This is a genomic window from Roseococcus suduntuyensis (assembly GCF_014196305.1).
Taxonomy (GTDB): domain Bacteria; phylum Pseudomonadota; class Alphaproteobacteria; order Acetobacterales; family Acetobacteraceae; genus Roseococcus; species Roseococcus suduntuyensis.
Genome location: NZ_JACIDJ010000005.1, coordinates 270,081 through 288,976, shown reverse-complemented (window position 1 = coordinate 288,976; position 18,896 = coordinate 270,081). Strand labels below are relative to the sequence as shown.

The window sequence follows — 18,896 nt, the reverse complement described above, 5'->3', positions numbered from 1 at the left end:
GGATCGGGCGGCTCAAGGCGCGTGCTCCCGGGTCCAGTGGCGTGCGATGTCGGCGCGGCGGCAGACCCAGATTTCGGGCCGCATGGCCACCCAGTCCAGCAGCCGCGCGAGGCCCGCGGCACGCCCGGCATGGCCGATGATGCGGTTATGCAGGCCCACGCTCAGCATGCGGCCGCCTGGTTCGGAGAGCATCATCTCCACCGCGCCCTTGATGTATTCGAAGAACTCCAGACCCGAGGTCATGCCCTGGCGCGCGAAGCGCACGTCATTGTGCGTCAGGTTGTAGGGCAGGACGAGGTGCGGCTTGCCACCCACGTCGCGCCAATAGGGCAGCTCATCGTCATAGGCGTCGCTGTCATAGAGATAGCCGTGTTCGATCAGCAGGCGCCGCGTGTTCTCCGACGGCGCATAGCGCGTGTACCAGCCGAGCGGTGGCGTGCCGATCTCGCGCGTGATGATGGCGGTGGCGTCGGCGATGCGCTGGCGTTCGGTCGCCTCGTCCATGCCGGCATGCATCTCCCATTTCCAGCCATGGGCCGCCACGTCCCAGCCAGCGGCCTTGATGGCGGCCACGCATTGCGGCGTGCGTTCCAGCGCGCGCGCCACGGCGAAGACGGTGCAGGGTAGGTTCCGCTCGGTGAAGAGGCGGTGCAGGCGCCAGAAGCCCACCCGGCTGCCGTATTGGAACATGCTCTCGGCCGCCAGGTCCCGGCCCTTCACGGCCGCCGTGCTGCCCTCGGTGAGGCCGGTCTCGGAACGCGGGTCGCCATCGGGGAAGCTCTCCTCGCCGCCCTCCTCGTGGTTGATGACGAAGTTCAGCGCCAGCCGCGCGCCGCCCGGCCAGCGCGGGTCGGGCGGGGTGGGGCCGTAATGCTCGAAGATGCGGGTCACGGGCATGGGTCAGAGCGCCTCCGATCCGGGAATGGTGCCGGCCGGCAACCCGGCCACGTAGTCCGCGAGTTCGCCGGGCCGCGTCACCCACAGCTGGTTGCGATGCGCCAGCACATGCCGCAGCGCCTGGCGCAAGGGCCGCAACCGGTGCGGCTGGCCCAGGATGAAGGGGTGCAGCACCACGCTCATCACCAGGGGGCGGCGGGCGGATTGCTCCAGCATCTCGTCGAACTGGTCGCGGATCATCTCCGCGAAGTCGCGCCCGGTCTGGTGCCGCATGATCAGGGCGGGGCTGTCGTTCAGCTCCACCGAATAGGGCACGGAGAGGATGGGGCCGGCGCGGGTCGTCATCCAGAAGGGCTGGTCGTCGGCGGGCCAGTCCATGACATAGGTGAAGCCGGCCTCGCGCAGCAGGTCGAGTGTGTTCGCGGATTGCGCGATATAGGGGCCGAGCCAGCCGCGCGGCGCCACACCCGCATGCTGCGCCAGCACGTCGCGGGATTCGTGGATGAGGCGGCGCTCATCCTCCTCCCACATCCCGTCCTGGCGTTCGGAATTGCTGCGGCCATGGCCCACGAACTCATCGCCGCGGGCGCGCAGCGCGGGCGCGATCTCGGGGCAGGCCTCAAGGGCCGCGCTGTTGATGTTGTGCGCGGCGGGGATGTCCAGCGCATCCAGCATGTCCAGCAGGTTCCACAGCCCCACGCGGTTGCCGTAGTCGCGCCAGGCATAGGCGCGCTGGTTCTGCACCGGGCTGCCGCCCGTCACGTCGGAACCGATGCCGGCGCGATACGCGAAATGCTCGATGTTGTTGACCACCAGCAGCGCGAGCCGCTTGCCGCCCGGCCATTCATAGCGGGGGCGTGTCGGGATGGCGCTGTGCGCGTAGCGGTTGTGGGCAGGGAGCTTCATGGGCGACCTCTTGTCCTGAACACTGTGTCGCGTCCCCCACGCCCTGTGAACCGCCCCCGTTGCGCGCGCGCGCCGTCGGTTCGATGCTGCCAACCAACCACAAGGGGAGACGGTTCATGGCGCAGGGTTGGGAATGGTGCGGGGCCGAGGGCGCCACCGCGCGCTGGCAGGCGCTGCTGGACGCCGATGCGACACTGGCGCACCGCCTGCCGGGCGCCGAGGCGCGCTTCGCCCTGGTCCAGCCCGGCCGTGCCATCACGCTGACGCTGGGCGGTGGGCGCATCGCCCTGGCGGAGGGCAGCGACGCCCCCACCCGCTTCACCGCCCCGGCCGCGGTCTGGGAGGAATTTCTCAAGCCCCTCCCCGACCGCCATCACCACAACCTCTTCGCGCTACGGATGCGCGTGCCCGAATTCACCGCCGAGGGCGACGACCTGGCCTGGGCGCAGCACGCGCACATCCTGCGCCGCGCGCTGGACATCGGGCGCTGGGCCGCCTGGGGCAAGGAAGGCCCGGCGCCGGCCTCGCTGCGGCCGCGCCTCGGCACGCCCACCCCCTGCCCGGATGCGAAGGGCCGCTACGTCACGGTCCATGCGCGCGGGCGGGACTACGTCCTCTATGGCGAGACCCATGGCATGGGCCGGCCCATCCTGGGCCTGCACACGGCGGGGTCGGATGCGCGGCAATTCCATCGGCTGGCGGCGGAGGCGCGGCTGCGCGCGGCAGGCTATGCCATCACCGCCTTCGACATGCCGGGCCATGGCCGTTCGCCCGCCCCCGGCCAGCCGGGGGAATGGGCGCTGGACACGGACCTCTACGCCGAACTCATCCTGGGCTTCCGCGAGGCCTGGGGCTTCACCGAGAACCCCGTCCTGCTCGGCGCCTCCATGTCGGGCGAGATCGCGCTGGAAATCGCGCTGCGCGCCCCCACCCGCTTCGCGCGCATCATCTCCTGCGAGGGGTCGGACCACATTCCCGGCCGCCGCACCCCCTTCGCCGACCACCCGCGCGTGAACGCCGCCATCTTCATCCCCGAATGGGTGGAGGGGTTGATGGCGCCCCATTCGCCCGCCGAATGCGCGGCCGAGGTCTGGTGGCACTACAGCCAGGGCGGCTGCGGCACCTTCCCAGGCGATATCCTGTTCTACTCCGGGGGGTGGGATGCGCGGGACCGGGTGCATCGGATTGATACGAAGCTCTGCCCGTTGGTGATGCTGACAGGGGAGTATGACTTCTCCTGCACCATGGAGCTTTCGGCCGCCACCGCCGCCCGCATCCCGGGCGCGCGCTTCGAGGGGATGTCCGCGATGGGCCATTTCCCCTTCGCCGAGAACCCTGCCCGCTTCCTCGATTTCCTGCTGCCGGCGCTGAAGGGATGATGGGTGCTTTACGCGGCGGAGGCTTCGCCATTATGGCGTCTGGGTCCCGTCCCATCCTGGCGGCCAAGGAGAGGCGCATGCGCGTGACCGTCCGGACTGCCCGTCTCGCGGGCGCCCTGCTGCTGGGCGCGGCCGGGCTTGCCGCCTGCGGGCGTGCCAACCCGCCGGCGCCGGCCGTGGTGGAGGAGGTGGGCGGCGGGCTGCTGCGCCTGGCCACCACGGGCCCCAGCGCCTCGGCCGCCGTCGAGGCCGGGCTGAACCAGGCCACCGTCTATTGCGCCACCCAGAACCGCATGATCGCGGTGGAGGGCACGCAGATCGAACCGCGCGGCTACCAGCTGCGCTTCCGCTGCCTGGAGACGGGCACGCCCGGGACCGTCACCGCCGCCGTGGCGCCGCCCGCCGCGCCCGTCGCCGTCTCGGCCGTGACGGGCGCGCCTTTGGTGGCCATGCCCGCAGCGGCGCCGGTTCTGGACACTGCGCCGGCGCGCACCGGCCCCGCGCTGCCTGGCGCCACGCGCGCCCTGCCGCCCATCGCGGCGACCACGCCCGCGGCGCCGCGGCCGGCGCCCGCCAGCGCCCAGCCGCCCTCAGGCTTCTGGCAGATCGGCCGGTAGCGAGGCGGGCTGGCCGGCCGCGAGCCGATCGAAGGCATCGGCCAGGTCCTGGGCCACCTGACGCGCGCGGGGAAGGCCTTCGCCCAGGCCGTCCACCACCTCGGGCAGGGCGTCAATCTGATGCTGCAAGGCGCGCAGCCCGGCGCCGAGTCCATCCGGCGCGGCGAGGCCCGCTGCGTGCAGCCGCAGCCTCAAGGCCTGGGCGCGCAGCAGTAGCGAGGGCCCCTCACGCTGCAGCAAGGCCACGGAATCCGCCAGCACCGCGCGGGTTTCGGTGGCCTGCACCCCGTCAGGATTCACCTGGGACAGGGGCTGGAGCACCGCCTCCAGCGCCTTCAGGCTGCCCCCGAAGGAACGCAATGCACGGGCGCAGCTTTCAGCCAGCGCCGGCAGGGACATGACCTGCGGTGATCCGCGCATTGGTTTGGAAGGAGGGCGCGGCGCCTGGCCGGCGGAATCCAGAAGGGCAAGGCTCATGAGGCAGGAACTCCTCTCCATCGCATGCGGCGGGGGCCGCGCGAGGGCGCCTCTTGCGCCCCCTCTCCTGCCTAAGGTTGCGATGGTTAACGAAAGCTGAGCGCCCCGGGGTGCCGCGGGCCACGGGCCTGGGGCATCATCCTCCGGCACATCAATGAGGGAGGGCGAAATGCTCGAAATCCAGAAGCCCGCGGACATGGCCGAGTGGGTCGGCAAGAAGCTGGGCACCAGCGAATGGATCAAGGTGGACCAGGCCACCATCAACCTCTTCGCCGAAGCAACGGGCGACCACCAGTGGATCCACCTCGACACCGAGCGCGCCGCGCGCGAGATGCCGGGCGGCAAGACCATCGCGCACGGCTTCCTGACGCTGTCGCTGCTGCCGCGCCTTTCGCCGATGGTCTACCGCATCGTGAACCGCAGCCGCTCGATCAACTACGGCAGCAACAAGGTGCGCTTCACCGCCCCGGTGCCGGCCGGCAGCCGGGTGCGCCTGCACCTGACGCTGAAGGCTTGTGAGCCCATCCAGGGCGGCGTGCGCCTGACCATGGAGAACGAGATGGAGGTCGAGGGCAGCTCGCGCCCCGCCCTGGTGGCAGAGACGCTGAGCCAGGTCTACGACTGAAGCCTCCGAAGGGGGCGCTGACGCCCCCTTCGGACAGTGTCAGCGGGCGGCCTTGGTGAGCTTCTCCGCGATCTCGAACATCTCCTCCGGCGCGTAGTCGGGGGTGAAGGCGGAGGGGACGCCCGTGAGCTGGTGGATCTTCCCGCCCTCCGGCATGCCCTCCACCACCATCAGCTCGCCCGGCGGGTCGCCCGGCAGGGCCTGTTCGCCATTGCCCCAGATGCCCGACATCTCGCGGTAATCGGCCGGGCTGAAGGTGTAGAGGCGGCGGTGCGAACCCTCGGCCAGGTATTTCTGGCATTCGGGGATGTTCGAGAGGTTGATGTTGGGCGTGGGCAGCATCTTCTCGATGTCCACGCCCGTGATCTGCTTGATGGCCAGCGCGTAGGCATGCGCGTGGACAGACCCGCGCACCAGCAGATAGCCGCAGACCTCGCGCCCCGTGGGGTCGGTCAGCGTCTCATAGACCCGCAGCTTGTGCAGCCGCGCGCCGCATTCCAGGTGGAAATTGTGCAGCAGGTCGGTGATCACGTTGCCCGTGGTCGTGATCATGTCCGCGTTCCAGGACATGGAGTTGCTGTTCACGGGCATGGCGCCGCCGGCATTCGAGAAGAAGGAGGCCGCGCTGCGGATATCCTTCATCGCCTCGAAGGGCGCGCCGGAGATGTCGCCGCCATCCTCCTCGTCGCCGTCATTGTCGGGGCCGTTGTTGAGCATGGCGACGCCATTGCTCACCAGCTCGACATGGCCCAGCTCCTCGGCGGTGATGCTGGCCACCATGCTGTAGAAGGGGCGCAGCTTGGATTTGCTGCGGAAGTTGAAGCTCTGGAACATGTAGTTCCCGAGCGTGGACATCTCCCCATACTTGCCACCCAGCAATTCCTGCAGGGCGGCACCGGCATTGGGATCAGCCTTCTTCGGCGCGGGAAGTTCGGTTTGCAGCTTGTCGACGCGGAGGAACATGGCGTGCGGCCTTTCGGTGGCGTTTCCGGGACGGCTGCATTCCCTGTCCCGCGCGCACCTTGAGGATGCATCGCGGGCAAGAAATACATGCGGGGTTGAAGGCCAGTTTTCTGGCCTTCACTTGCCCTTGTCCTGAAACGGCCCGCATCGCGTGCCGTTGCTTAAAGTGACCGTGAGGTCACATCTCAATATTCATCCGGCGGAGAACCGGGCCCCAGCGGTCGCTCTCCCGCGTCAGGAAATCGGCGAAGGCCTCGGGGGTGCTGGCCATCAGCGTCTGGCCCTCCGACTCCAGCCGCGATCCGAACCCCTCCTGACGCATGGCGGCGACGGCCGCCTGGCTGAGCCGCGTCACCATGGCGGCCGGCGTGCGCGCCGGCACCAGCAGCCCGAACCAGGTGATGGCGACCGCATCACGCGCGCGTTCGGAGACGGTGGGCACATCGGGCGTGATGGGCATGCGCGCATCGCCCGTCCAGCCCAGGATGCGGCCGCGCCCGTCGCGGTGCATGGGCAGGGCGGTGGAGCCGCCCACCACCAGCATGTCGAGGCGCCCGGCCAGGAAGTCGGCCACCTGCGCCGCATCACCGCGGTAGGAGACCTCCTGCATCCGGATGCCCAGCTGCTCCGTCACCAGCACCCAGGCGATGTTGTTGAAGCTGGAAGGCCCGTTGGTGCCATAGGTCACGCGGCCCGGATTGGCGCGGGCGCGTTCGATCAGGGCGTCCAGCGTGGGCGGGCCATCGGGGCGCACCACGATGGCGAGCGGCAGGGTGGAGATCAGACTGACCGGCGCGAAATCCTCCCGCTTGTAGGGGATGGTGCGTAGGATATGCGGGTTGATGGTCAGCGTGCTGCCCGAACTCACCAGCACCGTGTGCCCATCGGGCTGGCTGCGCGCCACATAATCGGCGCCGACCACGGTGGCCGCGCCCGGACGGTTTTCCACATTCACCGGCCCGCCCAGCAGGGGCGACATGCGCTCGGCCAGCAGCCGCGCCGTCACGTCGGTCGAGCCGCCGGGCGGAAAGGGCACGACGAGGGTGATGGGCCGGCTGGATTGCGCGGCGGCGGCGGCCGGCAGCAGGGCAGCGCCGGCCAAGGCGGCGCGGCGGGTGAACTGGCTCATGGATGTTTTCTCCCGTGGTTGTTGGCCACAGGCTGGCACGCGACGCCCGGTGCGCGCCAGACGCTTCAGCGCCGCAGCAAAGCCGCCGGATGTGGAGGTGCGAGGCGCGGGCCGGCGCCGAACAGCTTTTCTCGGTAGGTGCCGGGGCCATAGGCGGTCTTGTAGGCGCCGCGCGATTGCAGCTCCGGCACCAGCAGTTCCACGACATCTTCGAGGCAGGCGGGCGTCACCGTGCGGGAGAGGTTGAACCCGTCCACGCCCGTGGCCTCCGCATAGGCGATGAGCTCCTCGGCGATGCGCCCGGCGGCGCCAACCATGGGCCGCTGCCGGCTGCCCAGGATGAACTGGTCCATCAGGGTGCGCTTCGTGGCCAGGCCGCCACCCGCGCGCGCCAGTGCAAGCAGATTGGACTGGATGGCGTTGCTCTCTGCGGTGATGGGTTCGTCCAGCCCATACTTGCCGAAATCCACGCCGAGCGAGGCGGAGGCATGGGCGAGCGCGCCCTCCACGCTGGCATGGGCGCGCCAGTCGTCCAGCTTGGCCTGGGCCTCGGCCTCGGTGCGGCCGAGAACCAGGGTGGCGCCCACGAAGACGCGGATCGGGCGTGACGTGGCCGCGCGCAGGGCCGCGACCTGCTGCGCCACCGCGGGCGCCGGCCCGCCATTGAGGAACACGCATTCCGCATGCCGTGCCGCGAAGGCCTGGCCGCGCGCCGAGGCGCCGGCCTGGTAGAGCACGGGCGTGCGCTGCGGCGATGGCTCCACCAGGTGCAGCGCGTCCAGCCGGTGCTGCCGGCCCTCATGCCGGATGCGGCGCACGCGCGCGGGGTCGGCGTAGATTCCGGCCATGCGGTCGGCGCGCACCGCATCCTCGGCCCAGCTTTCCTCCCAGAGCCGATAGACCAGCTCCATGTATTCCTCGGCCGCGTCATATCGGTCGTCATGGGCGCCCTGGGCGGGCAGGCCCATGGCACGGGCCGCGCTGTCGAGATAGCCGGTGACGATGTTCCACCCCACGCGGCCGCCGGTGATGTGGTCCAGGCTGCTCATACGCCGGGCGAAGAGATAGGGCGCCTCGTAGGAGAGGTTGGCGGTGATGCCGAAGCCCAGTTGCGTGGTGACGGCCGCCATGGCCGGCACCAGCACCGCAGGGTCCAGCAGCGGCACCTGGGCCGCGCTGCGAAGGGCCGCGTCCGGGCTGCCATCCAGCACGTCGTAGACGCCCAGGACATCGGCCAGGAACAGCCCGTCGAAGAGACCACGTTCCAGCAGCCGGGCCATGTCCAGCCAGTGGTCGAGGCGCTTGTAGTTCACCGAACGATCGGCCGGGTGGGTCCACATCCCGTGCTGGAGGTGGCCCACACAGGCCATGTCGAAGGCGTTGAGGCGAATCTCTCGGGGCATGGGCGCCATGCTGCGCCCGGCCCCTCAGGCCCGCAACCGCCCCGGTTCCTGCCCCGTCGCCGGGCCATAGACCGCGCGCTCACCCGGCAGGGGAACCAGCGCGCGGGTGACGCCGATGGCGGTCTCCGCCGCCCCCAGGTAGAGCGCGGCATCAGGCGTCATCAGGGCCGCGATCTGCTCCAGCACCCGCGCCTTGGTGGGCACGTCAAAATAGATGAGGACGTTGCGGCAGAAGATGACGTCGAAGCGCCCCAGGCCGCGCAGATCACCCAGCAGGTTCAACTTCTCGAACCGGCAGATGGCGGAAAGCTCCGGCTTGATGCGCCAGCGCCCCTCCTCCTGGGTAAAGCGCTTCATCAGCGTGCGGATGGGCAGGCCGCGCTGCACCTCGAACTGGGTGAAGACGCCGGCCCGCGCGCGGTCGAGCACGGCTGTGGTGATGTCCGTACCGAAGATCTCGAAGGGCCTCGTCTTGAGGCCCGGGTCCGCCTCCGCCAGCTCCGCCAGCAGGATGGAGATGGAATAGGCCTCCTGCCCCGTGGAGCAGGCGGCGGACCAGATGCGGATCTTCTGCCCGGGCGGACGCGCCGCATGCAGCTTGGGGATCAGGCCGCGCAGGTGCTCGAAGGGCTTGCCGTCGCGGAAGAAGCTGCTTTCGTTCGTGGTCAGCAGCTCCGTCATGTCCTGGGCCAGCGCCTCGGTGCGCGGCTGCTTCAGCCGCTCGGCCAGGGCGTCAAGGCTGGGCAGGTTCTCGCGCTTGAGAAGCGGCGTCAGCCGCGTCTCCAGCATGTAGCCCTGGTCGGCGCCGATCACGCCGCCCGAACGCGCGCGGACGATGCCGGTGAGGAAGGTGAAGGTCGCGGGGGTCATGCGGTGCGTCCGATCAGCGTGGACAGCGCTTCGCCCAGCGCCTCCGGCGTTCCTTGTTCCATGGCGAGGCCCGCACGGGCGACGGCGCCCGGCATGCCCCAGACGACCGATGAGGCCTCGTCCTGCGCCCAGACCGTCCCGCCCGCCTCGCTGAGTGCGCGGCAGCCGGCCAGGCCGTCATGGCCCATGCCGGTCAGGATCACGGCGTGCACCCGGCTGCCAAAGGCGGCGATGAGGCTTCGCAACGTGGGGTCCACCGCGGGGCGGCAGAAATTCTCGGGCGGGCCGTCCGAGAGCTGCGCCAGGAAGCGGTCGCCCTCCGCGCGCAGCAGCAAATGGCGGTCACCGGGCGCCACCAGGATTTCCCCCGGCAGCAGCGGCTGGCCCTCCTTCGCTTCGGACACGCGCGGCCCACCCAGCCCGTCGAGGTGCTGCGCCAGCATGGCGGTGAAGCCGGCCGGCATGTGCTGCACGATGACGCAGGGAATGGCCAGCTTGCGCGGCAGACGGCGGATCAGGGCGGCCAGAGCCTGCGGCCCGCCCGTGGAGCTGCCGATGCACAATGCCCGCGCCCCTGGTCCCAGCTTGCCGCGCGGCGCGGCGCGGAGGGTTGGCGCGGGCCGCGGCGCGGCGGTGCTGACCGGCTTCTGGCGCAGCCTGCCCCAGCCCTTCACCTTCGCCAGCAATTCCGCGCGGAAGGCGGGGTCCTGCAGGCCGCCGCCAGCCGCACCCGGCTTGGGCACATAGTCCGAGGCGCCCGCCTTCAGCGCCGCCATGGTGGCCGTGGCGCCGCGCTGCGTCAGCGCCGAGGCGACAATGACGATGGGTCGCGGCTCACGCTGGAGCAGCAGCGGCAGCGCCGTCATCCCGTCCATCTGCGGCATTTCGAGGTCGAGCAGGATGACCTCGGCGCGCTCATGCGGGGGCGCCTTGTCGAGCGCCTCCAGCGCCTGGCGGCCATCTCCCACCCGGGCGACCACGCGCAGCCCGGGGTCGGTCTCCAGCACGCGGGCGAGCGCGCCGCGCGCGGTCGCGCTGTCGTCGCACAGCATCACGCGCACCGGCGCGCCGGTTGGGGCGGTGCTCATGCCGGCAGCAATCCTGCCTGGGTCAGCTTGTCCAGCAGGATCTCCTCGTCGAAAGGCTTCATCACATATTCCTGCGCGCCCGCTTCGATCCCTTCGATGATGCGTTCCGCCGCGGCCTCGGTCGTGCACATGACCACCACGGGATCATCGGGGCCGAACTCGGCGCGCAGGGCCTTGAGGAAGCCGATGCCATCCAGCACCGGCATGTTGCGGTCCAGCAGCACGGCGCGCGGCATCTCGGCGCGGCAGGCGTCCAACGCCTTCTGCCCGTCCTCGGCCTCGCGCACGGTGAAGCCGTGCTTCTCGAGGATGCGACGTGCGACCTTGCGGACGACCATGCTGTCATCCACCACGAGGCAGGTCCCGGCGCTCATGCGGAAAGCGCCAGCAGCTTGTCCACGTCGAAGATGACGAGGAGGCTACCGCCCTGGCGATGCACGCCGAGCGAGACGTCGCGCCACAGATTGTCGAGCGTGGGCGGGTTGGCCGCACGGTCCTCGGAGGAAAGCGAGAGCACCTCGCCCACCTCGTCGGCCAGCAGGGAGTAGAGCTCACCGCCCACCTCCACCACCACGCTCATGGCGCCCTTGCCCGTCTCCCGGGCCGGCAGGCCCAGGCGTGCGCGCAGGTCCACCGCCGTCACGATGCGTCCGCGCAGGTTCAGGCTGCCGGCGACCTCGCGCGGGGCCAGCGGGATGGGGGTGATGACCTGCACCCCCAGCACGTCGCGCACGGAGAGCACGGGCACCCCGCACTGCTGGCCCGCCACGGCGAGGGTGAGAACCATATGGGCGGCGTCCACGCCCAATGCGGCGCGCGAGGGCGGGCCGCCTGTGTTCAAGGTCTGGGGCTGCTGCATGTCTGTGTCCCTTCAGAATGGCGGATCACGACGCGACGGCGGGCTGCAGGCAGTCCTGCAGACTGGCCAGGAGGGCGTCGCGGTCATACTTGCCGATGTAGTCGCTGAACCCGGCGCCGCGGCCGCGGGCCACGTCCTCGGGCTCGCACCGGCCGGAGAGGGCGATCATGGGCAGATCCGCCCAGATGCCGCCTTCGCGCACGGCGCTGACCAGTCCAAAGCCGTCAAGCTCGGGCATCTCGATGTCGGAGACGATCACGTCGAACATCTCGTCCGCGTCGCGCAGCGCCAGCGCCTCGCGGCCATTGGACACCGTCGTTACCTCGTAGCCCCCGGCCGTGACGGCCGGCACCACCAGGTTCCGGAAGAAGGCGCTGTCCTCCACGATCAGCACGCGGGGGCGGACGATCTCGGCGCGGCGGTTGCCGAACCAGTCCTCCTTGGCCTGCTGCAGCCAATGCGCGGTGTCCAGGATTTCCGTCACGCGGCCATTGACCACGCAGGAGCCGAGGAAGCCCGGGCGTTGGCCGGCCTGGTCGATGTCCAGCACCGCGTCCACCACGTCGAGAATTTCGTCCACCATCAGGCCCAGCGCGCGGTCACCATCGCCGAAGACCAGCACGGGCTGGTCGCCACCGCCGGTGGGCGGCGCGCCATAGCCCGCGATGGGCAGCAGCGGCATCAGGCTGCCGCGGTACTGCACCACCATGCTGTCGCCCGCCTGCTCGACGCGTTCGGCCGGCAGGTGTTCCAGCCGCGCGACCAGGGCGAGCGGCACGGCCTTGGGCGCGCCCTCGCCGGCGCGGAAGAGCAGCAGCGCCGTCTGGCGTGGACCGCGCGCCACGGCCGAGGTCTGGGTGGCCCGCGTCGCCGAATCCCCCGCGATCTCGGAGCCGAGGCCCGTCGCCCGCGCGATCCCATTGGGGTCCAGGATCATGATGACGCTGCCATCGCCCAGGATGGTGTTGCCGGAGAACATGGTGATGTGGCGCAGGATGGGCGCCACCGGCTTCACCACGATCTCCTCCGTGTCGAAGACGCGGTCCACGACGATGCCGAAGAGCTGCGCGCCGACCTGCGTGACGACGACGAAGCTCTCGCCCGAATCGGCCGGAGGTGTGTCTTCGGAGAGGCTGAGGATGCGGCGCAGCGGCACCAGCGGCAGCAGCCGGTCGCGCAGGCGCAGCACCTGGGCGTCCTTGATGCGCTCCACCTTGGGGCCGTCGCCATCGCCGACGCGCACCAGCTCCAGCACGCCGTTCTGCGGGATGGCGAAGCGCTCGCCGCCCGCCTCCACGATGAGGGCGGCGACGATGGCCAGCGTCAGCGGGATCTTGATGATGAAGGTGCTGCCATGGCCCTCGCGCGAGCGCAGGTCCACCGCGCCGCCGATGCGCTCGATGTTGGTCTTCACCACATCCATGCCCACGCCGCGGCCCGAGACGGAGGTGACGGCAGCCGCCGTCGAGAAGCCCGCGCGGAAGATGAAGCGGTGGATCTCGCGCTCGTTCATGGTGGCGAGCTCGGCCTCGGTGGTCAGGCCCTGGGCCAGCACCTTGGCCTTGATGCGCTCGGTGTTCAGGCCGCGCCCGTCATCGCCGATCTCGAGCACGATATGCCCGCCCTCATGGAAGGCGTTGAGCATGATGCGGCCCGTCTCGCTCTTGCCGGCGGCGCGGCGCTGCTCGGGGCTTTCAAGGCCGTGGTCCGCGCTGTTGCGGACCATGTGCGTCAGCGGGTCCTTGATGAGTTCGAGCACCTGGCGATCGAGCTCGGTCTCGGCGCCGCGCATGTCGAGCACGATGCGCTTGCCCAGTTCCTGGCTGAGGTCGCGCACCAGGCGCGGCAGCTTCTGCCAGGCATTGCCGATGGGCTGCATGCGCGTCTTCATCACGCCGTCCTGCAGGTCGGAGGTGATCTGCGACAGGCGCTGAAGCGGCACGGAGAAGGCCGCGTTCTCCTCGGAGCGGGCGAGCTGGAGAAGCTGGTTGCGCGTCAGCACCAGCTCGCTCACCAGGACCATCAGATCCTCGAGCACATCCACCGCGACGCGGATGGTCTGGGGCGCGCTGCCGCCCACCACCTCCGCCACCGGCTCGGCGGGGGCGCGGATCTCGGGCACGGGGGGCGCGGCCTCGATGGCGGGGGCCGCCTCGGCCAGGGCGGCCTGGGGCGCCGGGGCCTCGGGGGCGCGGGGCGCGGGCTCGGTCGGCAGCTGCCCGGCGGCCACGGCGTCCAGCTCCGCCTTCAGCGCGGTGTCATCGCCGCTGGGCTCCTGGCCCGAGGCCTCCAGACCGGCCACGATCTGCTTGATGCGGTCCACCGCGTTCAGGATCAGGGAGATGCCGGCGGGTGTGACGGTCAGCGTGCCGTCGCGCCACAGGCCCAGCACGTTCTCCGCGGCATGCGCGACGGATTCGAGGCGCGACAGGCCCAGGAACCCGCAGGTGCCCTTGATGGTGTGGACGGTGCGGAACACCTCCGACAGCAGCGGGCCGTTCGCAGGTTCGCGTTCGAGCTGCAGCAGCGCGCCGTCGAGGTTTTGCAACCCCTCATTGGTTTCTGTCAGGAAGTCGGCGAGCAAGTCATCCATGGGCAGCCCTTCTCCTCCGGCATCACGGGGAATTGAGAGGGCAGAATGCGCGGGCCGACCGAAGAAAAGGTTAAGCGGAAGCGGGATGCCGACCCGGTGCGCGCGGGCCGGTGAACCCTTTACATCTCGGGTTGCAACAGCAGCATGGGCTCGCCCTCGCCGGCCGGCATGGCCAGGGACAGGGCGTGCCGTTCCCGTGCCGCCAGCAGGAAGACCCAGGGGGCGAGCAGCCGGCGCGGTCCTTCCTCCAGCGCCGCCTCCACGCTGCCGCCGGCCAGCAGGTCGAGCAGCGTGGGCGACCATTCGGTCTGCCGGCCCTCCAGGCGCAGCGCGAGTGCGCCGGCGCCGGATTCGGTCACATGGACCACGCCGCCACGCGGCAGCGCCTCCGCCGCCAGCAGCACGGCGGCGAGATAGAGGCGCGCGCGGCCCGGGGCGAAGGGGCCGCCCCGCAGCGGCAGGGCGAATCGCACCCGGTGGGCCATGGGCGCGCCGCGCACCAGCCCGTCCAGCTCGGGCCAGCCCAATTCATCGGCCAGGCCGAACATGGCGCCGAACAGGCGCATGCGCGCCCGCAATTCGCCCGCCGTCTCCGTCACCACAGCATGCGCCGCGGGGTCCGCGGCCTGGGGCATCAGGGCCGAGATGCTGGCCATGGGCGACCCCAGGTCATGGCAGATGCGCGCCGCCACCAGCTCCGCCAGGCGGATGGTGATACGGCCCTCGGAGGATTGGTCCAGCATGTTCGAGTTCCACTTCGCTGCAAGATGGGGCGCCGTGATCGCGGCGGCCCCATGGAATCCGCATGGCAGGGCAGCATGCCACCCCGCCAGTATCGGACGCGGAGCATCAACCTCCAACGATACGCGTCGAGAAGGCAGGCCATTCGTCGCGCGGGCCTGCGCGTGTGCCGCGGGGCAGTCATTGGCGGGAAGCATAGACGGGGGATGGTTGCCGCATCCTTTAGGCGGGATGGTGGAAAAAGCGGGGGCAAGCTGTGACGCGCCGCGCCGTGGAGCAAGAACGTCGAGCGAAGAAGAGGGGATGGGGTGAGCGAAATCGAGCCAGGCATGCGCGTGCGCCACCCCGAGCGTCCCGATTGGGGGGTGGGCCAGGTGCAATCGGTGGTGGGGGACCGCGTGACGGTGAATTTCGAACATGCGGGCAAGCTTCTGCTCAACCTCGCCCTGGTGCGGCTCGAACAGGTGCATGGGTGATGGAGCTGCTGCTGAACGAACTGGCGGCCTGGCAGACCTGGGCCGCCATCCTCGCCACCGCCATCGCGGGGCTCATGCGCGGCTATGCGGGCTTTGGCACGGCCATCATCCTCGCCCCCATCTATTCGGTGCTCTGGGGGCCGCTGGCCGGGGTGCCGGTGATGCTGCTGATGGAGCTGCTGGTCTCCCTGCAACTCCTGCCGCGCGCTTTCCGCGATGCGGACAAGAGGGTCATCATCCCCATCGGCGGCGCGGCCGCGCTGGCGACGCCGCTCGGCGCCTATGTGCTGCTGGCGGCGGACCCCGAGACGCTGCGCCGGGCCATCGGCGGGCTGGTGCTGGTCTTCGGCTTCCTGATGCTGTCGGGCTGGCGCTACCACGGGGCGCGGCCCTTCGGGCTGAACGTGGCGGTGGGCACGGCGGCCGGATTGCTGAAGGGCGCCACGGGCATGAGCGGCCCGCCCGTGATCCTTTATCTGCTGGCGGGGCCGGAGGAGGCGAAGCGCCACCGGGCCAACCTCATCCTCTTCTTCGGGCTGATCGCGGTGATCTCGGTGGTGGTGCCGCTCTTCGTGGGGTTGATCGACGGGCCGGTGCTGCTGCGCTTCCTCATCATGCTGCCGGTGCTGATGGTCTTCGTCCGGGTGGGGGCGGCGCTGTTCGGGGTGGTGCCGGTGCGCTTCTACAAGCCCTTCGCCCTGGCGCTGCTGACCACGGCGGGCAGCATCGCCCTCTTCGCCTAGCGTCTGATCGCCTTTGGTGGAATCACCAAAGGCGTGAATCAGCCGCGCGGCAGCGCCGCGGGGCGGCGGGGGTTGCACCGAGGCGGGCGGCGGCCCCAAATACCGGGGCCAGCCGCCCGACATCCGGAACACCCCGCCCGCCATGATCGACCCCTTCGGCCGCAGCATCAGCTACCTTCGCGTCTCCGTGACGGACCGGTGCGACCTGCGCTGCGTCTACTGCATGGCCGAGGACATGACCTTCCTGCCGAAGTCCGAGGTGCTGACGCTGGAGGAGCTGGACCGCCTTTGCGGCACCTTCATCGGCCTGGGCGTGCGCAAGCTCCGCCTGACGGGCGGCGAGCCGCTGGTGCGCCGCAACGTCATGAGCCTGGTGCGCAGCCTCGGCGCGCGCATCGGCGCGGGGGGCCTGGAGGAGCTGACGCTCACCACCAACGGCACGCAGTTGACGAAGCACGCCGAGGGTCTGGCCGCGGCCGGGGTTCGGCGCATCAACGTCTCGCTCGACACGCTGGACGCCGCCGCCTTCAAGGCCGCGACGCGCTGGGGTGAGCTGGACAAGGTGCTGGACGGCATCTTCGCCGCCAAGTCCGCAGGCCTGCACGTCAAGATCAACGCCGTGGCGCTGCGCGGCGTGAACGAGGACGAGTTCGACCGCATGCTCGCCTGGTGCGGGGAGCATGGCTTCGACCTCTGCCTGATCGAGACCATGCCGCTGGGCGAGATCAACGAAGACCGCACCGACCAGTTCCTGCCGCTCAGCCTCGTCCGCGCCCGGCTGCGCCAGCGCTGGACGCTGAACGAGACCGACTACAGCACGGGCGGGCCCGCCCGCTATTTCGACGTGGCGGAGACGGGCACGCGCCTCGGTTTCATCACGCCCATGACCCACAACTTCTGCGAGAGCTGCAACCGCGTGCGTCTGACCTGCACCGGCACCCTCTACATGTGCCTGGGCCAGGAGGATGCGGCCGACCTGCGCGCGCCCCTGCGCGACCCCGAACTCGGCGAGGAAGGGCTGCGCCAGGCCATCCGCGACGCCATCGCCCGCAAGCCCAAGGGACATGACTTCGTGATAGACCGCCGCCGCCGCGCGCCCGCCGTGGCCCGCCACATGAGCGTGACGGGGGGCTGATGCTGGAGGTCTGGGCGCAACGCCTCACCATTCCCGGCCTGCCCGAATGGAGCGGGCTGGCCGTGCTGCTGGTGCTCATCCTGTTGGTGCTGTGCGTGCTGGTCATGCCCTTCTCGGTGTTCGGGGTGAAGGGGCGGCTCGATTCCATCGAGGCGCAGCTCGATGACCTCCGCGCCGACATCCGGGCGCTGGCCGCGCGCGGCATTCCCCTGGCCACGCGGGACGAGGCGCCGCCGCCGAGTGTCGCGGCCGCCCCGCCCGAAACCCATGGGCGCCGGGCCGAGCCGCGGATCAATTGGCCGCAGGGGCGCTGAAAACTCGCCTGCCCTTTTGCGGCGCGGCCGCGACTGTGGCTTGATGCTGCCCATGCGCGTCTCCGTCCTCCAGATGAACCAGGGCTCCGACAAGCCCGCCAATATCGCCCAGGCCCGCCGCCTCATCGAAGGCGCGCTGGAGGCCGACCGTCCACAGATGGTCAGCCTGCCCGAGACCTGGACCAACCTGGGCGGCGGGCGTGAGGCCCGCGCGGCGGCGGCCGAGGTGCTGCCCGAGCCCGGCGGCGCCGGCGGCGCGGCCTATGAATTCCTGCGCGAGGTGGCGCGCGGCGCCGGCATCCATGTCCATGGCGGCTCCATCATCGAGCAGGGCGAGGGCCGCTTCTTCAACACCACGCTCGTCTTCGACCCCACGGGGCGTGAGATCGCGCGCTACCGCAAGATCCACCTCTTCGACATCACGGGGCCGGACGGCACGGGCTATCGCGAAAGCGCCCTTTATGGCGGCGGCGAGAGCCTGGTCACCTTCGAGGCCGGCGGCGTCACCTTCGGCTGCACCATCTGCTACGACATGCGCTTCCCCGAGCAATACCTGGCCCTGCGCCGACGCGGGGCCGAGGCTATCCTGGTGCCCTCCAACTTCACGCTGATGACCGGCAAGGACCATTGGGAGGTGCTGCTGCGGGCGCGGGCCATCGAGAGCCAGTGCTGGATCATCGCCGCCGCCTCCCATGGCAGCTATGAGGAGCGCGGCGCGATGCGCCAGGTCTATGGCCATTCGCTCGTGGCGGACCCCTGGGGCCATGTCGTCGCCAAATGCTCGGACGGCATCGGCTGGGCCACGGCGCGGCTGGACCGGGCCCTGACCGCCCGGGTGCGGCGCGACATGCCCGTGCTCGAACACCGGCGCCTCGCGTGAACATCGCCTTCCTCGCCGCGCAGACCGAGGCGGCGCAGGAAGCCCGGGAACGCCTGGTCGCGCGCTATGGCGACGCCCCGCCCGAGACGGCGGACTACATCGTGGCCCTCGGCGGCGATGGCATGATGCTGGAGACGCAGCACCGCTTCCTGGGCCGCAACCGGCCCATCTACGGCATGAACCGCGGCAGCGTGGGCTTCATGATGAACGCCTACACCGAGGAGGACGTGCCCGAGCGCCTCGCCGCCGCCCAGGCCGCCCTGCTGCACCCGCTCCGGATGCGGGCGCATGGCCCGGACCGCACCCATGCCTCGCTCGCCATCAACGAGGTCTCGCTGCTGCGGGAGACGCGCCAGGCGGCCAAGCTGCGGATCCTGGTGGATGGCAAGGAACGCCTGCCGGAGCTGATCTGCGACGGCATCCTGGTCAGCACGCCCGCGGGGTCCACCGCCTACAACCTCTCGGCCCATGGCCCCATCGTGCCGCTGGACGCCAATTTGCTGCCCATGACGCCCATCTCGGCCTTCCGGCCGCGGCGCTGGCGGGGCGCGCTGCTGCCCTCCACCGCGCGGGTGGTGTTCGAGGTGCTGGAAGCCGACAAGCGCCCCGTCTCCGCCACCGCCGACTACACCGAGGTGCGCGACGTGCGCCGGGTGGAGGTGCGCGAGGACCGGGGCGTGTCCATGACCATGCTCTTCGACCCGGCGCACAGCCTGAGCGAGCGCATCATCGCCGAACAGTTCACCGTCTGATGGCCGAGCGCGTCCCTCCGGCTATTGAAGAAATCGGCGGGCGCGGCGA

General features: G+C 70.4%; 21 protein-coding genes. 9 read left to right on the top strand and 12 right to left on the bottom strand.

Going from position 1 to position 18,896, the window contains the following annotated elements; all coding sequences use genetic code 11:
- Positions 1 to 12: 12 nt before the first annotated feature.
- Positions 13 to 897 (bottom strand): polysaccharide deacetylase family protein, encoded by an 885-nt coding sequence (locus tag GGQ83_RS15210; protein ID WP_184385484.1) that lies wholly within the window; start codon positions 895 to 897, stop codon positions 13 to 15.
- A gap of 3 nt (positions 898 to 900) precedes the next feature.
- The gene (locus GGQ83_RS15205; protein WP_184385482.1) at positions 901 to 1,803 is read right to left on the bottom strand and encodes a polysaccharide deacetylase family protein; all 903 of its coding nucleotides are present in this window, start codon (positions 1,801 to 1,803) and stop codon (positions 901 to 903) included.
- A 116-nt stretch (positions 1,804 to 1,919) separates the two neighbouring features.
- Here GGQ83_RS15205 and GGQ83_RS15200 point away from each other — a divergent pair, with 116 nt between their 5' ends.
- Together GGQ83_RS15200 and GGQ83_RS15195 are read left to right on the top strand one after the other, a co-directional pair.
- Positions 1,920 to 3,182 (top strand): alpha/beta fold hydrolase, encoded by a 1,263-nt coding sequence (locus tag GGQ83_RS15200; protein WP_184385480.1) that lies wholly within the window; start codon positions 1,920 to 1,922, stop codon positions 3,180 to 3,182.
- A 77-nt stretch (positions 3,183 to 3,259) separates the two neighbouring features.
- Entirely contained in the window at positions 3,260 to 3,799 is a 540-nt protein-coding gene (locus GGQ83_RS15195; RefSeq protein ID WP_184385478.1) for a hypothetical protein, read from the top strand.
- Here GGQ83_RS15195 and GGQ83_RS15190 read toward each other — a convergent pair.
- Positions 3,773 to 4,198 (bottom strand): hypothetical protein, encoded by a 426-nt coding sequence (locus GGQ83_RS15190; protein ID WP_184385476.1) that lies wholly within the window; start codon positions 4,196 to 4,198, stop codon positions 3,773 to 3,775. The two genes, GGQ83_RS15195 and GGQ83_RS15190, sit on opposite strands and share 27 nt — an antisense overlap.
- 247 nt (positions 4,199 to 4,445) lie before the next feature.
- On the opposite strand from GGQ83_RS15190, the gene GGQ83_RS15185 reads away from it, so the two are divergent.
- A complete protein-coding gene (locus tag GGQ83_RS15185) occupies positions 4,446 to 4,901 on the top strand; it encodes a MaoC family dehydratase (RefSeq protein WP_184385474.1) in 456 nt (151 codons plus the stop codon).
- A 39-nt stretch (positions 4,902 to 4,940) separates the two neighbouring features.
- Here GGQ83_RS15185 and GGQ83_RS15180 read toward each other — a convergent pair whose 3' ends face one another.
- The 9 genes from GGQ83_RS15180 to GGQ83_RS15140 all read right to left on the bottom strand — a co-directional run bounded on the left by GGQ83_RS15180 (position 4,941) and on the right by GGQ83_RS15140 (position 14,549).
- Complete coding sequence (locus GGQ83_RS15180; protein ID WP_184385472.1) at positions 4,941 to 5,864, bottom strand: manganese catalase family protein; 924 nt, start codon at positions 5,862 to 5,864, stop codon at positions 4,941 to 4,943.
- 178 nt (positions 5,865 to 6,042) lie between these two features.
- Positions 6,043 to 6,993 carry a tripartite tricarboxylate transporter substrate binding protein gene (locus GGQ83_RS15175; RefSeq protein WP_184385470.1) on the bottom strand — a complete coding sequence of 317 codons (951 nt, stop codon included), beginning with the start codon at positions 6,991 to 6,993 and terminating at the stop codon, positions 6,043 to 6,045.
- 65 nt (positions 6,994 to 7,058) lie between these two features.
- Complete coding sequence (locus tag GGQ83_RS15170; RefSeq protein WP_184385468.1) at positions 7,059 to 8,396, bottom strand: LLM class flavin-dependent oxidoreductase; 1,338 nt, start codon at positions 8,394 to 8,396, stop codon at positions 7,059 to 7,061.
- 24 nt (positions 8,397 to 8,420) lie between these two features.
- Entirely contained in the window at positions 8,421 to 9,266 is an 846-nt protein-coding gene (locus GGQ83_RS15165; protein WP_184385466.1) for a CheR family methyltransferase, read from the bottom strand.
- Positions 9,263 to 10,354, bottom strand: a complete 1,092-nt coding sequence (locus GGQ83_RS15160; RefSeq protein WP_242535118.1) for a protein-glutamate methylesterase/protein-glutamine glutaminase — start codon at positions 10,352 to 10,354, stop codon at positions 9,263 to 9,265. Before GGQ83_RS15160 ends, GGQ83_RS15165 begins: the two co-directional genes overlap by 4 nt.
- Positions 10,351 to 10,728, bottom strand: a complete 378-nt coding sequence (locus GGQ83_RS15155; protein WP_184385464.1) for a response regulator — start codon at positions 10,726 to 10,728, stop codon at positions 10,351 to 10,353. The genes GGQ83_RS15160 and GGQ83_RS15155 overlap by 4 nt, the downstream gene beginning before the upstream one ends.
- Positions 10,725 to 11,213: a chemotaxis protein CheW gene (locus GGQ83_RS15150; RefSeq protein WP_184385462.1), complete on the bottom strand. Its 489-nt coding sequence runs from the start codon at positions 11,211 to 11,213 to the stop codon at positions 10,725 to 10,727. The genes GGQ83_RS15155 and GGQ83_RS15150 overlap by 4 nt, the downstream gene beginning before the upstream one ends.
- A 25-nt stretch (positions 11,214 to 11,238) precedes the next feature.
- Positions 11,239 to 13,806, bottom strand: coding sequence for a hybrid sensor histidine kinase/response regulator (locus GGQ83_RS15145; protein ID WP_184385460.1), 2,568 nt, complete (start codon positions 13,804 to 13,806; stop codon positions 11,239 to 11,241).
- A 119-nt stretch (positions 13,807 to 13,925) separates the two neighbouring features.
- Entirely contained in the window at positions 13,926 to 14,549 is a 624-nt protein-coding gene (locus GGQ83_RS15140) for a histidine phosphotransferase family protein (protein ID WP_184385458.1), read from the bottom strand.
- 306 nt (positions 14,550 to 14,855) lie between these two features.
- Between GGQ83_RS15140 and GGQ83_RS15135 the strand changes: the two genes are divergently transcribed.
- From GGQ83_RS15135 to GGQ83_RS15110, 6 genes are all read left to right on the top strand, one after another.
- The gene (locus GGQ83_RS15135) at positions 14,856 to 15,023 is read left to right on the top strand and encodes a DUF3553 domain-containing protein (RefSeq protein ID WP_223880677.1); all 168 of its coding nucleotides are present in this window, start codon (positions 14,856 to 14,858) and stop codon (positions 15,021 to 15,023) included.
- On the top strand, positions 15,023 to 15,766 hold the full coding sequence (locus GGQ83_RS15130) for a sulfite exporter TauE/SafE family protein (RefSeq protein WP_184385456.1): 744 nt from the start codon (positions 15,023 to 15,025) through the stop codon (positions 15,764 to 15,766). The genes GGQ83_RS15135 and GGQ83_RS15130 overlap by 1 nt, the downstream gene beginning before the upstream one ends.
- Before the next feature lie 142 nt (positions 15,767 to 15,908).
- A complete protein-coding gene (moaA, locus tag GGQ83_RS15125) occupies positions 15,909 to 16,901 on the top strand; it encodes a GTP 3',8-cyclase MoaA (protein ID WP_184385454.1) in 993 nt (330 codons plus the stop codon).
- Complete coding sequence (locus tag GGQ83_RS15120) at positions 16,901 to 17,215, top strand: hypothetical protein (RefSeq protein WP_184385452.1); 315 nt, start codon at positions 16,901 to 16,903, stop codon at positions 17,213 to 17,215. The genes moaA and GGQ83_RS15120 overlap by 1 nt, the downstream gene beginning before the upstream one ends.
- A gap of 52 nt (positions 17,216 to 17,267) precedes the next feature.
- Positions 17,268 to 18,095, top strand: a complete 828-nt coding sequence (locus GGQ83_RS15115) for a carbon-nitrogen hydrolase family protein (protein ID WP_184385450.1) — start codon at positions 17,268 to 17,270, stop codon at positions 18,093 to 18,095.
- A complete protein-coding gene (locus GGQ83_RS15110) occupies positions 18,092 to 18,847 on the top strand; it encodes an NAD kinase (protein ID WP_311728335.1) in 756 nt (251 codons plus the stop codon). Before GGQ83_RS15115 ends, GGQ83_RS15110 begins: the two co-directional genes overlap by 4 nt.
- Positions 18,848 to 18,896: the final 49 nt, after the last annotated feature.